The organism is Anaerostipes sp. 992a (assembly GCF_001940245.1).
Lineage (GTDB): Bacteria > Bacillota > Clostridia > Lachnospirales > Lachnospiraceae > Fimousia.
This window is the reverse complement of record NZ_MJIG01000001.1, coordinates 179,476-193,549: the sequence shown is the minus strand read 5'-3', so window position 1 is coordinate 193,549 and position 14,074 is coordinate 179,476. Positions and strand designations below refer to the sequence as shown.

Genomic DNA, 14,074 nt, shown 5'->3' with positions numbered 1-14,074 from the left:
TTGCGCAGAAATCCTTGACTTTTCTTCCAAGAACACAGACAATATTGATATGAATACTTATTTATAAATATCTATTTACAAAGGAGGAGCGTATGGATTTTGTACAATACAAGTGTCCCTGCTGTGGCTCAGCACTGACATTCTCCCCGAAGACTCAGAAGCTTTCCTGCAAAAGCTGCAATAATGAATATGAGATTTCTGTCATGCAGCAATACGAAGCAGATAACCAGGCCGCCAGTGACCAGGACTTAAGCTTTCATTCTTCTACCAGTCAACCAGTGGCCCAACGTACCGATGATGGTCATTATATCTGCCCATCCTGCGGGGCAGAAATTGAGGCTGCCGATGATAAGGTCAGCACGATCTGCCCTTATTGCGATAATGTCGTAATTTTAACTGCTGATACCGATGAGCAATGGCGACCCGATGCCATCATTCCATTTAAAGTGACCGGAGATCAGGCTAAGCAAATGCTTGCAGATTTTTGTCATGGCAAACGACTGCTGCCAAAGAATTTTCGAAATAGAAGCTATTTGAAAAATTTAAAAGGCTATTATGTTCCCTACTGGCTTTTCACCTGTGATGCCGAGGCAGATATGAGCTTTCATGCTACCAGAACAAGGGCCTGGAGTGACAGTGATTATGATTATATTGACACATCCTACTATCTTGTTAATCGAACCGGCAGCATGAGCTTTTGCAACGTGCCTGTAGATGGAAGTACCCATATGGAAGATGAGACCACGGAATCCATTGAGCCTTTCCACTATGAAGACCTGACAGAATTCAAACCAGCATATCTGGCTGGCTATGAATCAGACAAATACGATGTAGATGCCAAAACTGCAGAAAAGCGAGCCAACGAACGCCTCTATAACAGTGCAGAGGATTTACTTTGTAACACAGTACAAGGATATGATACGGTCCATGTAAAACGTCGCCAGATGACTTCCAAAACCGGTCAGGTACAATATGTCCTGCTTCCTGTATGGCTTTTTGAAACCGTCTATCAGGGAAAAAATTATCAATTTGCCATCAATGGCCAAACCGGTAAAATGGTAGGCGAGCTTCCGATCGACACACATGCCTTTTGGAAATACCTTTTTGGATTCACTGGAGCTTTCACCATTCTACTTTCCATTCTTGGTATTTTTTTGTTGGGAGGTGTATGGTAATGAAAAACATCTTACATAAATCCTTTGGACAATGGATCTTAAAACTATGTATGCTTCTCCTATGCTGTTTAACCATATTGACACTAAGCATGGCTCCCGTCCATGCACAGGAACAGGCATTTGTTACGGATAATGCCAATTTGCTGGATGTTGAGGAAGAAAATACACTTAATAAAACCTGCAAAGAACTGAGTCAAAAGCATAACGTAGCCATCTGCATCATCACCACGTCTGACTATGGAAGCGGTGATATCAAAGACTGGCAGAGACAATACTATCAGTCACACCATCTGGGGATGGGCGAAGAAAACAGTGGAATCATGCTGGCAATCAGTATGGCTGGGCGTGACTGGGGAATCGTAGGCTTTGGAAACGCACAGAAAGCATTTACTACCTATGGAAGAGAACGAATCGGAGAGCTGATCGTAGAGCATCTATCAGATGGAGATTATTATGAGGCCTTTTCTCAATATGCCTCTCTGGCAGATGAATTCCTGGTGGCAGCCGAGGAGGGAGAGCCTTATACTTCCGATCATAAATATCAGGAAAGCGTCCCTATTCCGTTCATCGTTCTGGGCTCATTCCTTTTATCACTGATCATCTCCCTGATCATTGTCCTTTCATGGAAAAAAAGCATGAATACACGAATTATGCAGGACAGTGCATCCGAGTATCTGAAAAAAGACAGTTTTTCATTGTCAAACCGTTCCGATATTTATTTATATCATACAGTTAACCGGACCAGACGGGTAAAAAGAGAATCTTCTACACATTCTGACAGTTCTGGATCCAGTGGAAAATTTTAATCAGGAGGAATTATTGTGGGATTAATCAAAGCTACTACTGGTGCCATCGGTGGAACGCTGGCTGATCAGTGGAAAGAATATTTTTATTGTGAATCATTAGATGCAGATGTCTTAGCTGCCAAAGGGGAAAAGCGAATCTCTGGCCGCTCATCTAACCGATATGGCGAAGACAACATTATTACAGACGGCTCTCATATTGCCGTTGCAGATGGACAATGTATGATCATTGTAGAGAATGGAAAGGTGTTAGAAGTCTGTGCAGAACCAGGTGCCTACACCTACGACACCAAAACCAGTCCTTCTATCTTTGGCGGATCACTTCTGGGTGGCTTGAAGGGGGCTGCCAAAGAAGCCTGGGAGCGTTTTTCTTTTGGAGGCGGTACTGGAAAAGACCAACGAATTTATTATTTTAATACAAAGGAAATTACTGGAAATAAATATGGTACTCCAAATCCGATTCCTTTCCGTGCTATAGATAACAATATTGGCCTGGATGTGGATATTTCTATCCGATGTAATGGTGAATACTCTTATAAGATTACCAATCCTATGCTTTTTTATACGAATGTATGTGGCAATATTCAGAATGTTTATACCAGAGATCAGATTGACTCTATGTTAAAATCTGAGCTTTTAACTGCTCTTCAACCGGCATTTGCCCGTATCTCAGAAATGGGAATCCGTTATAGTGCCCTTCCAGGACACACGATGGAAATCGCCGATGCCCTTAATGAAGTTCTGACAAAGAAATGGACACAACTTCGTGGTATTCAGATCTTCTCCTTTGGCGTCAATAGTGTATCCGCCTCTAAGGAAGATGAAGATATGATCAAGCAACTGCAAAAATCCGCCGTTTTACGCAATTCGAATATGGCAGCAGCGGTCCTTTCCGGTGCTCAGGCAGATGCTATGCGTGCAGCAGCTGAGAACAGCAGCGGTGCCATGACAGGCTTTCTGGGCTATGGTATGGCGCAACAGGCCGGAGGGGTCAATGCCAGGGATTTATTCCAGATGGGACAGCAGCAGACTCCTTTCAACCCAGAACCTCCAAAGCCAGCAACCGAGCAAGGATGGACTTGTTCCTGTGGTGCCACCAACATAGGAAAATTCTGTACAGAATGTGGCAAAGCAAAGCCATACGACCAATGGATCTGCTCTTGCGGTACCGCCAACAAAGGAAAATTCTGCTCAGAATGTGGAAAGCCAAAACCTGCTGGTGTTCCTCAGTATCAATGTGATAAATGTGGATGGGAACCAGAAGATCCATCCAAACCGCCAAAATTCTGCCCAGAATGCGGAGATCCGTTTGATGACAGAGATATCAAATAAACAAAGGAAATCAGAATTTATGAAAACATCAACCAGTCGAAACTCTTTTTTATTAGTCCTGACTGCATTTATCTGGGGGATAGCATTTGTCGCCCAGAGTAAAGGTGGTCATGCAGTAGGACCCTATACGTTTAACTGTATCCGCTCCTTCATTGGCGGCATGATCTTAATTCCTGCCATCCAACTGTTGGACCGTGCACAGCTTACCAGCCGTCGACCTTCCAATCATGCTGAAGAAAAAACACTTATCGTTGGAGGGATTATCTGTGGTGCTGTATTATTTGTTGCCAGCAGCCTACAGCAGCTGGGACTTTATTATGGATCTTCAGCAGGAAAGGCAGGCTTTCTGACTGCCTGTTATATTATACTGGTTCCTATCCTTGGAATCTTTGTAAAGAAAAAATGCCCGCTTTCTGTATGGATCAGTGTCGGGATTACTGTTATGGGACTATACCTTTTATGTGTAAAAGAATCTCTGTCCTTCCAGTTCTCGGATGTTCTTTTACTCCTGTGTGCTCTTGGATTTGCCATTCATATCATCGTCATCGATCATTTTTCACCATTAGTAGACGGTGTACGCATGTCCTGTATTCAATTTTTTGTATGTGGATTTTTGTCTATGATTCCAATGTTCTTCGTAGATATGAAGCATTCGATGGCCGGCATCTCTGCCTGGGCACCTGCCTTTTCCCATCTGGATTCCTGGATATCAATCTTATATGCCGGTATTCTTTCCTGCGGGGTAGCCTATACCCTACAGATTATTGGACAGCATGGCGTGAATCCAACCATTGCTTCTCTATTGATGAGTCTGGAGTCTGTCTTCTCTGTTATGGCAGGATGGGTACTTTTAGGGGAAATCATGAATCTTCGTGAACTGATGGGATGCCTGTTGATCTTTGCTGCAGTCATTTTTGCACAGATTCCAATGTCATCTATCAAAAAACAGCTTCCCTGCCAGGAATATCAGGAATAGAAATTCTAAGAATTTCTTATATAACAAAAATGATAAAAACACTCCCTTTCGGTATTGGCACGTTCGTGAACTTACCCACTACCCGAAAGGGAGTTTCTGTCTTTTTCGATTCTTTTATCTCGTCATTTAATACAGTGTCTTATATTCCCCTTCATTCAAATCCAGGGTTCCAAAATACTTTTCAAAATCAAGTCCCAGATATTCACTCATCTGCTTCATTTCGATGACGGTCTTCACATCTACGGCAATTCCTTCCTTTTTGGTCCGTTCAATTGCCAATACCTCTTTTTCTCCATGGGTATAGATGCGTTCCTGTCCTTCTGCCTTTGGAGCGTCTCTTAATTCCTGAAGGAACGTAGAGAAATGCTCTTTGATCGCTTCTTTATCCCCGAACACGGATGGGTCAATAGCAATAAATCCATGACAGGTACCTCCTTTTCCATCAATATGTGTATGGTTGGATGTCATCCCCATAGAAAGAATCGAACAGAAAATCTCACAGATCATTCCATATCCATATCCTTTATGACTTCCTGTCTGCTCCCTGCTTCCACCCAGAGGCATAATACCACCTCCCGCTTTTGCCAGAATATTCTTCAATACATCTTCTGCATCGTTGGATGGATTTCCATTCTTGTCAAGTGCCCATCCATCTGGAAGTGGTTTCTCTGCTTTTCGATACATCTCTAACTTTCCTCTGGTAACTACTGTTGTAGAAGAATCACAGAAAAACGGATATGGTTCTGCCGGCATTGCAATGGCAATCGGATTGCTTCCAAGCATCGCCTTTCTCGCGAAGGTCGGTACCATGATCGCTTCTGAATTCGTGAAGGATAATCCAATCAATCCTTCATCACATGCCATTCTCGCATAATATCCGGCAATTCCGTAATGATTGGAATTTCTTGCCGTTACAATTGCGACTCCTGTCTTTTTGGCCTTTTCAATAGCGATCTTCATTGCCTTATGGCCAATCAGCTGTCCCATACCATCGTGTCCTTCGATGACAGCAGAAACCGGTGTCTCAAATACTACTTCCGGCACTGCATCCACTTTAATCAAACCTTTTTCGATTCCTTTATGGTAACGGCTTAATCTCTGCATACCATGAGATTCAATTCCAAATTTATCAGACATTAATAAAACATCTGTAATAATACTACTTTCTTCTTCATTAAAGCCAAATTTTTGAAAGGCTTCTTTACAGAAACTTTCTAGTGTTTCAATACTGAACTTTAAGTGTGCCATATTTTTCTCCTTTTGATTCAAATAATTTTTTCTTCTACTCTTTTACGCATTTATTCTATCATATTTTTGAAAAATAGACAGAATAAATTTTCCTCTTTTGTACTTCCCATTTAAATTATTTTCATTTTTTAATATTTTAAATGACAATTTCCCATGTTTCTTCTTTCGAACAATGATTGACATTTGAATTTTTAGGACTAAAATATACTGTATTCAATATCCAAACTGTGATGAACAGGACATGACCTTTACTCACATGTTTTCAGAGAGCTGTCGGCTGGTGTGAGACAGTAAACATAGAATAAAGGCTATCCCCTGCAAACAGCATGAGTGAATGACTTTTGTTTAGTAATCCATGCCGGAATCCTCCGTTAACGGGACACACATTTTCTGAACGATCAGCGATGTGAATGAGTGGTCGATGTTTATCGGCAAGAGAAGTGGTAACGCGGAGAATATTTCTTCGTCTTCTTATAGAGTCCTCTATAAGCGGACGAAGTTTTTTTATGCAGCTACACATTTGGATATGAAAAAAATATTTGAGGAGTGAAAATTATGAATACTTTAGTAATCGTACTTATCGCAGCTGTATGTCTTTTAGCAGGATATACACTTTATGGCCGCTGGCTTGCAAACAAATGGGGCATTGACCCAAAAGCAAAAACCCCAGCTTATACAAAAGAAGATGGACAGGACTATGTGCCTACCCATGGTTGGATCGTATTTTCTCACCAGTTTTCATCTATCGCAGGTGCCGGCCCTGTAACCGGTGCAATTCAGGCAGCCGCATTTGGATGGCTTCCAGTCCTTCTCTGGATCATCATCGGTGGTATCTTCTTCGGTGCTGTTACAGACTTTGGTGCTTTATATGCCAGTGTAAAAAATGAAGGAAAATCCATGGGTCTTCTGATCGAACAATATATTGGTAAGACTGGCCGCCGTATCTTCCTTGTATTCTGCTGGCTCTTTACATTAATCGTAATCGCTGCATTTGCTGATATGGTAGCTGGTACCTTTAATGCTTATGTAGTACAGGATGGCATCACAAGCCTTGCTCCTACTGCAAAAGCAAATGGTGCAGCAGGAAGTATTTCTATCCTGTTTATCTTATTCGCTGTTGTATTTGGTCTAATCCAGAAAAAGTTCCAGTTAAAAGGAGCGAAAGAGTTTGTCGTAGGTCTTGTTTGTACTGTTGCTGCACTGGCAATCGGTATGATGATTCCTCTGACAGGTGGTAAAGATGCATGGACAGGATTTACCTTCGTATACATCTTCCTGGCATCCATCCTTCCAATGTGGTTATTAAAACAGCCTCGTGATTACATGACGACTTTTATGTTCGCCGGTATGATCATCGGAGCTGCAGCTGGTATCCTGGTTGCTCATCCAACCATGAACCTTCCTGTATTTACTGGTTTCCAAAACGAGGCATTAGGTAATTTATTCCCTATCCTTTTTGTAACAGTTGCCTGTGGTGCTGTATCTGGTTTCCACAGTCTGGTATCCTCTGGTACCTCTTCTAAAACAATTTCCAACGAAAAGGATATGCTAAAAGTTGGCTACGGTGCTATGATCTTAGAAAGTCTTCTTGCCGTATTAGCCCTTTGTGTTGCTGGTGCAGCTGCTGCCACTGATGGAACTGCTGCAGTTGGAACTCCATTCCAGATTTTCTCTGGCGGTGTTGCTGGTCTTCTTGAAATGTTCGGAATTCCGATCTATGTTGCCCAGTGCTTTATGACCATGTGTGTATCCGCACTTGCTCTTACAAGTCTGGATGCCGTTGCGCGTATCGGACGTATGTCCTTCCAGGAATTATTCAGTGTGGATGATATGGAACATGCAGAAGGATGGAGAAAATTATTCTGCAATAAATATTTCTCTACGATCATAACTCTTTTATTTGGATACATTCTTACAAGAATCGGATATGCAAATATCTGGCCTTTATTCGGAAGTGCCAACCAGCTGCTCAGTGCTTTGGTACTGATCACACTTTGTGTATTCTTAAAGGTAACAGGAAGACAGAATAAGACATTATTCCCTCCACTGATCATCATGCTTTGTGTAACCTTCACTGCATTGGTTCAGCGTACTATCGGCCTTGTAAAAGCCTTCTCAGCAGGAACTGCCGTATTCATGGTAGAAGGACTCCAGCTGATCATCGCAATCCTGTTAATGATCCTTGGTGTAACCATTGTTATAACATCTGTAAAAGAATTAGCAAAGCATAAAGAAAAAAAGGAAGTAAAAAACAATCTTAATTCTGCAAAACATGCTTAATCTATCCTAACCGAAGTTTTTTATAACACGAGAAAGGCTCTTCCGGTCACAAAACCAGAAGAGCCTTTCTTTTTCTCTATTTTAACATATACACTTCTCGCAAATGAAATTCCTGATCAACAATAAGAAAATCCGCTCTTTTGCCAGGTGCAATCGATCCCACCTGATCATATACCCCAATACTTTTTGCTGGATTTCTCGTCGCTGCAAAAATAGCATCCGCTTTTGGAATTCCAAATGTCATTGCCCGACACATACAATCGTAAAGATTCGTCGTAGATCCGGCAATGGTTCCATCCTCCAAAGTTGCTTTTTTATCTTTAACATATACCATCTGGCCCCCAAATTCATAGGTCCCATCCTCTAAGCCTGTGGCACGCATAGAATCACTGATCAGAATCATTCGTTCCGGACCAAAAATGCGAAATGCGGTCCTTACTACGCTTGGATGAACATGAAGTCCATCGCTGATGATCTCTGGCATACAGTGAGAACTATCCGCAGCTGCACCGATCACTCCAGGATTCCTGTGCAGGAAAGATGGCATGGCATTGAATAAATGGGTTACGTGATCGGCTCCCAGATCAAATGCCTTTTTCGCTGTATCATAATTTGCATCCGTATGACCGATGGAAATTCCAACCTCCTTCCCAACCTGTCGGATAAATGCTTCACTTCCCTCCTGCTCTGGTGCCAGAGTAACCAACTTAATCTTATGTCCACTGGCCTCATTGCATTCATAAAAAAATGCTGCATCTGGGTGCACAATATATTTTCCGTTCTGAGCACCCTTTTTCTTTTCTGAAACAAATGGACCTTCCATATTGATTCCTACAATCCGTGCTAACTCCTCAGATGGCTGGATTTCTTTCACCGTTGCAAAGATATCCTTTAACCGTTCCTTTGATAATGTCATAGAAGTTGGACAATAGCTGGTAATTCCACAGGACTTCTCATAAGCCAGAATTCCCTTTAACTTTTCCACATCACCATCGCAAAAATCATTTCCAGCAGCTCCATGGCTATGAACATCCACCAGACCAGGAAGAATCAGATTACCTTCGACATCTAATACTGTCTGATCCTCTACCTCATCCATGCCTGCAACGAATCGTCCGCCTTCAATATAAAGTTCTTTTTCTTCAAATGTACCATCTTCTGTAAAAACAATTCCATTTTTAATAATCATTTATAACAGTCCTTTTTCCTTAATTACTGATAATGCTTCTGGATCTGCAAATACAGCTAACTGATTGTGAAGCTGTAAGATAGAAGCTGGAACCTTTGGTGAAATCGGTCCATACAGTGCCTGATATAATGCTTCTGCTTTTCTTTCTCCAGTTGCGATCAGAAGGATCTTTTTCGCAGACATAATATTCTGAATTCCCATTGAGTATGCTTCAGTTGGTACCTCTTCTTTAGAATTGAAGAAGCGTGCATTCGCTTCAATGGTACTTTCTGTTAATTTCACACAATGTGTTACTTTATCGAAAACATCTCCTGGTTCATTGAATCCGATATGTCCATTTCCACCAAGTCCTAATACCTGTAGATCAATTCCTCCAACACTTTCGATCAACTGATTGTATTCATCACATGCCTTTTGGGAATCCTCTTCCAATCCATTTGGAACGTAGGTACGGCTCTTATCAATATTTACATGATCGAATAAATAATGATTCATAAAATAACGATAGCTCTGTTCATTTTCTGGAGACAATCCTTTGTATTCATCTAAATTTACAGATGTTACTTTGGAAAAATCAATTCTTCCCATATTGTATAACTTTACAAGCTCCTCATATACACCGATTGGTGTAGAGCCAGTTGCCAGTCCCAATACTGCATCCGGCTTCATAAATACTTCTGCTGCAATAATCTCCGCTGCCTTCTCACTTAAATCTTTGTAATCTTTTCCCTGATAAATCATCATACTTGTAACTCCTTTTCTTGTTTTTTGCTGTTTATTGACTCCTCGTTATTTCTAACTTGTCTTTACTATATCACGTATGAAGTTTTATTTCAAGTATTTTATTTAAAAATGTAGTTTTACTTCATCTCTTTTTAGATTTCATTGAATTTTCAAGATAAATGAATTATACTTAAACCTAGAAAAACGATAATGAATCTTAATTATGATACTTACGGAGAGAAATCAATGCAGGAAAATAATCTTTTATCAAAACTGGAATCTATGATGCCCTTTTTATCCAATGCAGAACAGTCTCTGGGGCATTTTATCTTAGAACATTCAGACGACATATTGACTATGTCAACAAAAGAATTATCACAAAAAAGCGGTGTCAGCGAAGCCACACTGATTCGCTTTACCAAAAAGCTTGGATTAAATGGATACACGGAGTTTAAATTGACCCTGTCTGCAGATTTGGCCTCCAATGAACGTCAGGCCATCCCGGTCAATGTAACCGAAAAGGACCATTCTCTGGAAATTTATGAGAAACTGGCTGCTTTTACGATTACTTCTATTGAAGCCACTGGCAAGACATTAACCAGTGAATCCATGGATGCTGCTGTTGAGCTTATTTATCATACTTATCAAAGCGGACACCGTATCTATCTAAGTGGAGTCGGTGCCAGCAGTGTTCTTGCCCAGCAGCTTCGCATTAAGCTCATGCGTCTGGATATTCCATCTATTTTCTTTGAAGATACGCATCTGCAGTTAGAATCTAATATTAATATGAAAAAAGACGATCTGCTGATCTGCTTTACCACACTGGCAAAGTCTGTTCAGAACCATCAGTTCATCCAGCTTGCCAATGAGAGAAATGCCAAGGTCATCCTCATTACCCAATTTGGCAATCAGAAGCTGGCAGACAAAGCTACGGTCACCCTCTATACCTCCTGTGTAGAGAACAACTTCCGTCTGACCAACCAGACTTCCATCATCGTCCAATCTATTATCATTGACACCCTGTTCCTGGCTCTTGCCCTTAAAGACCTGCCAAAAATTGTAGGCGACGTGGAAGAAGCGAAAGAAATCTTCGATCAGCTTGGATATTATCATCATTAACAAAAACGGGCATAGCAAATTTCTCTGCTATGCCCTCTGTTATTTCTAATCATTCAAAAATTCATACACGGTTTGATTAAATTCCTCTGGACTCTTATTGGCTACAAAGTGGTCTCCATTCAGAAGTGCCAGTTTCGCATGTGGAATATGCTCTGCGATCAATCGCGTATGCTCTTCCCTGATCATATCCTTAGTCCCGGCAATCACTAACGTTTCTGCTTTTACCTGAGCTAGATCCTCCTTCTTAATAGAAGGATCATGAACCATAAGCCCCAGCATCTCGGCATGTTCTCTTGCCTTCCGGCTTCTTTTCGCAAAAACAGCTGCAATCTTATATCCGACGATGATCGGAAGCTGTATACTCCACTTTACACCACTTCCATCCAGATTTGCTCCATTTAAAATCAATCTTCCCACTCGCTTAGGATATTTCATGGCAAATATCAATGCAATGTTCCCACCATCAGAAAATCCAAGAATATTGGCACGTGCAATATTCATATCATCCATGAACTCATGTAAATCATCGGCAAACTGCCGAATGGTAAATTCCCCGGTTCCTCTTGGCGATCTTCCATGTCCTCTGGTATCGATAGCAATCACTCTATAATATCTGGAGAAAAATTCCATCTGATGTACAAAATAAGAGCTATCTTCTCCGTTACCATGAAGAAGGAGTAACGGCTCCCCCTGTCCTTTTTCTATATAATAGTGCTTTATATCCATGACTGTCCCTTTCTAATATCATAAGAAGCTTCTTCTGCACGCCCTCTTTTATATCTGGATGGCAAGATTCGATAAAAGAACAATGCACACACTCCATTCAGACATAATGCAAGTGTGACATCCAATATACTATGCTGCTTTAAGAACATAGTAGACAAAACGATCAATACGGTCAACAGACTGATCGCTGCCTGAATTCCACGATGCTCCCTCAGGCTTTGCGCTTTCCATACGGCAATGCAGCAAGCTACCGAATGAAATACATGAATACTTGGAAGAATGTTGGTTGGTGTATCAATCCTGTATAACAGATTGACCGCCTGCATGAAAAATCCATCTCCAGTCAGAACCGGTCTTAAATTCTGTCCATTGGGATATACCAATGACACGATCAAAAATATGGTCATGCCCGTCATCAGCGTACCGGTTAACTGACGATATTCCCTCCTGTTTTGATTAAACCATGCAAAATAAAGCACTACAGCAACCACGAAAAAATACCACATAACATACGGAACAATAAAATATTCACAAAAAGGAATACAATCATCAAACCTCATGTGTATAATATGAATCTTCTCATTGGTATTCTCTAAAAAGATGAATGCTGCAAAATAGAAGATACCATAAATCAAAATGGGGCATAGATGCTTATTCTTTTTCAGGAAATCCAAAATATCACCCTTTTCTAAGATTTTAAAAATACTGTCTTTTCAGTATATCTCATTTTATCAAAGAAAGGATACACTTTATAGAAAAATAACCTAAAATTTATATTTTTGTCCACAAAATGCGGGTTTTCTGGACTAAATGAAGAAGAAAATTTCTCCTCCTGCGCCTAGGATGCCAGAACGTAAGAACAACCAAAGCTGTCTGGATCTACCCCGAGCCAAACCCTAATCCGCTCCGCTAGTCGGGCTTGGCGTGGTACAAGACGAACTGCCTTCCTTTTTTCCATAACAGTTGGAAAGGTAAGTAAACTTCCCTACCAACTGTCCTATGGAAAACAGTCATCTTCGATGCCTGAAGCAGTTCTGGTGATAGAATCCAGCCAACAGGTTGTTCTAACATTCCACATATGTCGCTTTCGGAGGAGTTTTCTTCTTTTCCATGTTCCGTTTCTCCATATGAATATAGGAAAAACATGTATCAGGTTTGGAAGCTCCGCAGCCTGATCCCTGACTGAAATGATACCGTTTTTATAATATTGTATCTATATAAGTTGGGAAAACGGGGATATGGTCTATGAAAAAGCCTTCTTCTTTGCCACACTCCGTTTCTCCACACGAATATGGGAGAAGCCAATATACTACAAAGAACGAAACCATTCCGGTAAAGCAATCTGCGAAGGAGCTTACATGTTTTCTCAGGTAGAAAATCTTTGGCAAAAGCGTTGCTTTTGGTCGTCCATAAGGACAAATGGATGGAAGCTTGCTTACATAGCCATTTGTCCCTGGACGAGAGATAAGATTTTCGTCTGTCTTGGTGTGGAACAAGAGAAAACATGTATCAGATTTGGAAGCTCCGTAGCCTGATTGCTGACCGGAATGATTTCGTTCTCACATATTATCCCATAGTCAAAGAAACCCCTATTTAATATAACTGATCAATACTCTCGTTTTTCCTTTGGCATAAGTTCGGTACAGTCCGCCGGTATAAAAATATTCTCCGTAAATGCAAATGGGATTTCTTGTCCGTCATAAAGAATCTGACAGTCCTCTTTCACATTACTAAGACAATAAAAAGTATCTCCATTTGGCTTCAGGCAATAGCTGCCATCAATATCTACCATATGGATAGAAAATTCTTCCCGATTCATAATAATGACATCCTGCTTCTGATCAAAAGGATACGCTGCTTTCTCGCACTGTTTCTTTGTATCGACCACATCAAAGCATTTGGCAAGATGTAATTCCCTTTCCTTACCTTCTACATCCTTTCTATGATAATCATAAAAACGATATGTCGTATCACTATTCGTTCCGATCTCTAGTGCAAGAATACCTGCACCAAGTGCATGCAGTTGCCCTGCATCAATACAGATAAAATCTCCATTCTCCATCTCGATTCTGCGAACGCATTCTTCAATCTTGTCCTTTGCCACAGCCTGCTTCAACCCTTCAATGGAAGATACTGTTGTTCCAGCAATCAGTTTTGCTCCCGGATCAGCCTCAACCACATACCAGGACTCTGTCTTGCCCTCATCATTTTCATGAATGCGAGCATATTCATTTTGTGGATGTACCTGAATGGATAAGGACTCTCTGGCATCCAGATAAGCAATTCTAAGCATCTGACTTCTGTTCTTATTACCCAGCATCTGCTTTGGATATTCATCCAGCAGCTGCATCAATGTCTTTCCTTCATATTCTCCATTCAAGATTACATTATCCGCATGTGGATGTGCACTGACATCCCAGCTGGTACCGCGAATTTTTGGATTTTTTCGAATTTTAGCCAACTTATCATTTCCCTAAATGGAATCCCAATAGATTGGCTCTAG

Annotated in this window: 13 protein-coding genes and 1 other annotated feature; of the genes, 6 read left to right on the top strand and 7 right to left on the bottom strand. The window is 41.0% G+C overall.

The window, feature by feature from the left end:
* The first annotated feature begins 92 nt into the window (after positions 1 to 92).
* The 4 genes from BHF69_RS00980 to BHF69_RS00965 are packed head-to-tail and all read left to right on the top strand — an operon-like array spanning position 93 to position 4,286.
* Entirely contained in the window at positions 93 to 1,175 is a 1,083-nt protein-coding gene (locus tag BHF69_RS00980; RefSeq protein WP_075669210.1) for a hypothetical protein, read from the top strand.
* Positions 1,175 to 1,981, top strand: coding sequence for a TPM domain-containing protein (locus BHF69_RS00975; RefSeq protein WP_075669209.1), 807 nt, complete (start codon positions 1,175 to 1,177; stop codon positions 1,979 to 1,981). The genes BHF69_RS00980 and BHF69_RS00975 overlap by 1 nt, the downstream gene beginning before the upstream one ends.
* Before the next feature lie 15 nt (positions 1,982 to 1,996).
* Complete coding sequence (locus tag BHF69_RS00970) at positions 1,997 to 3,310, top strand: SPFH domain-containing protein (RefSeq protein ID WP_075669208.1); 1,314 nt, start codon at positions 1,997 to 1,999, stop codon at positions 3,308 to 3,310.
* Between the two features lie 19 nt (positions 3,311 to 3,329).
* Complete coding sequence (locus tag BHF69_RS00965; protein ID WP_075669322.1) at positions 3,330 to 4,286, top strand: DMT family transporter; 957 nt, start codon at positions 3,330 to 3,332, stop codon at positions 4,284 to 4,286.
* Between the two features lie 126 nt (positions 4,287 to 4,412).
* Here BHF69_RS00965 and BHF69_RS00960 read toward each other — a convergent pair whose 3' ends face one another.
* Positions 4,413 to 5,534 carry an Ldh family oxidoreductase gene (locus BHF69_RS00960; RefSeq protein WP_075669207.1) on the bottom strand — a complete coding sequence of 374 codons (1,122 nt, stop codon included), beginning with the start codon at positions 5,532 to 5,534 and terminating at the stop codon, positions 4,413 to 4,415.
* A gap of 221 nt (positions 5,535 to 5,755) precedes the next feature.
* Positions 5,756 to 6,008, top strand: a binding site (T-box leader).
* Positions 6,009 to 6,089: 81 nt separating this feature from the next.
* Here BHF69_RS00960 and BHF69_RS00955 point away from each other — a divergent pair.
* Positions 6,090 to 7,814, top strand: a complete 1,725-nt coding sequence (locus tag BHF69_RS00955; RefSeq protein WP_075669206.1) for a carbon starvation CstA family protein — start codon at positions 6,090 to 6,092, stop codon at positions 7,812 to 7,814.
* 76 nt (positions 7,815 to 7,890) lie between these two features.
* Here the strand turns inward: BHF69_RS00955 and nagA are convergent, their stop codons facing one another.
* Entirely contained in the window at positions 7,891 to 9,003 is a 1,113-nt protein-coding gene (gene nagA / locus BHF69_RS00950; RefSeq protein WP_075669205.1) for an N-acetylglucosamine-6-phosphate deacetylase, read from the bottom strand.
* Complete coding sequence (gene nagB / locus BHF69_RS00945; RefSeq protein WP_075669204.1) at positions 9,004 to 9,747, bottom strand: glucosamine-6-phosphate deaminase; 744 nt, start codon at positions 9,745 to 9,747, stop codon at positions 9,004 to 9,006. It lies immediately after the preceding gene.
* 225 nt (positions 9,748 to 9,972) lie between these two features.
* Here nagB and BHF69_RS00940 point away from each other — a divergent pair, with 225 nt between their 5' ends.
* Entirely contained in the window at positions 9,973 to 10,845 is an 873-nt protein-coding gene (locus BHF69_RS00940; protein ID WP_075669203.1) for a MurR/RpiR family transcriptional regulator, read from the top strand.
* A gap of 45 nt (positions 10,846 to 10,890) precedes the next feature.
* On the opposite strand, the gene BHF69_RS00935 is transcribed toward BHF69_RS00940, so the two are convergent.
* The 4 genes from BHF69_RS00935 to BHF69_RS00915 form a co-directional block, all read right to left on the bottom strand.
* The gene (locus BHF69_RS00935) at positions 10,891 to 11,571 is read right to left on the bottom strand and encodes an alpha/beta fold hydrolase (protein ID WP_075669202.1); all 681 of its coding nucleotides are present in this window, start codon (positions 11,569 to 11,571) and stop codon (positions 10,891 to 10,893) included.
* Positions 11,562 to 12,245, bottom strand: coding sequence for a phosphatase PAP2 family protein (locus BHF69_RS00930; protein ID WP_075669201.1), 684 nt, complete (start codon positions 12,243 to 12,245; stop codon positions 11,562 to 11,564). The genes BHF69_RS00935 and BHF69_RS00930 overlap by 10 nt, the downstream gene beginning before the upstream one ends.
* 235 nt (positions 12,246 to 12,480) lie before the next feature.
* A complete protein-coding gene (locus BHF69_RS14080) occupies positions 12,481 to 12,642 on the bottom strand; it encodes a hypothetical protein (protein ID WP_158022532.1) in 162 nt (53 codons plus the stop codon).
* 535 nt (positions 12,643 to 13,177) lie between these two features.
* Positions 13,178 to 14,032, bottom strand: coding sequence for a type I phosphomannose isomerase catalytic subunit (locus tag BHF69_RS00915; RefSeq protein ID WP_242946076.1), 855 nt, complete (start codon positions 14,030 to 14,032; stop codon positions 13,178 to 13,180).
* Positions 14,033 to 14,074: the final 42 nt, after the last annotated feature.

What these genes read in the sequence shown, in the direction of transcription:
- BHF69_RS00935 (WP_075669202.1), bottom strand. Translation starts at nt 11,571, where the DNA reads ATGGATATAAAGCACTATTATATAGAAAAAGGACAGGGGGAGCCGTTA.
- nagA (WP_075669205.1), bottom strand. Translation starts at nt 9,003, where the DNA reads ATGATTATTAAAAATGGAATTGTTTTTACAGAAGATGGTACATTTGAA.
- BHF69_RS00975 (WP_075669209.1), top strand. Translation starts at nt 1,175, where the DNA reads ATGAAAAACATCTTACATAAATCCTTTGGACAATGGATCTTAAAACTA.
- BHF69_RS14080 (WP_158022532.1), bottom strand. Translation starts at nt 12,642, where the DNA reads ATGTTAGAACAACCTGTTGGCTGGATTCTATCACCAGAACTGCTTCAG.
- nagB (WP_075669204.1), bottom strand. Translation starts at nt 9,747, where the DNA reads ATGATGATTTATCAGGGAAAAGATTACAAAGATTTAAGTGAGAAGGCA.
- BHF69_RS00980 (WP_075669210.1), top strand. Translation starts at nt 93, where the DNA reads ATGGATTTTGTACAATACAAGTGTCCCTGCTGTGGCTCAGCACTGACA.
- BHF69_RS00960 (WP_075669207.1), bottom strand. Translation starts at nt 5,534, where the DNA reads ATGGCACACTTAAAGTTCAGTATTGAAACACTAGAAAGTTTCTGTAAA.
- BHF69_RS00955 (WP_075669206.1), top strand. Translation starts at nt 6,090, where the DNA reads ATGAATACTTTAGTAATCGTACTTATCGCAGCTGTATGTCTTTTAGCA.
- BHF69_RS00940 (WP_075669203.1), top strand. Translation starts at nt 9,973, where the DNA reads ATGCAGGAAAATAATCTTTTATCAAAACTGGAATCTATGATGCCCTTT.
- BHF69_RS00965 (WP_075669322.1), top strand. Translation starts at nt 3,330, where the DNA reads ATGAAAACATCAACCAGTCGAAACTCTTTTTTATTAGTCCTGACTGCA.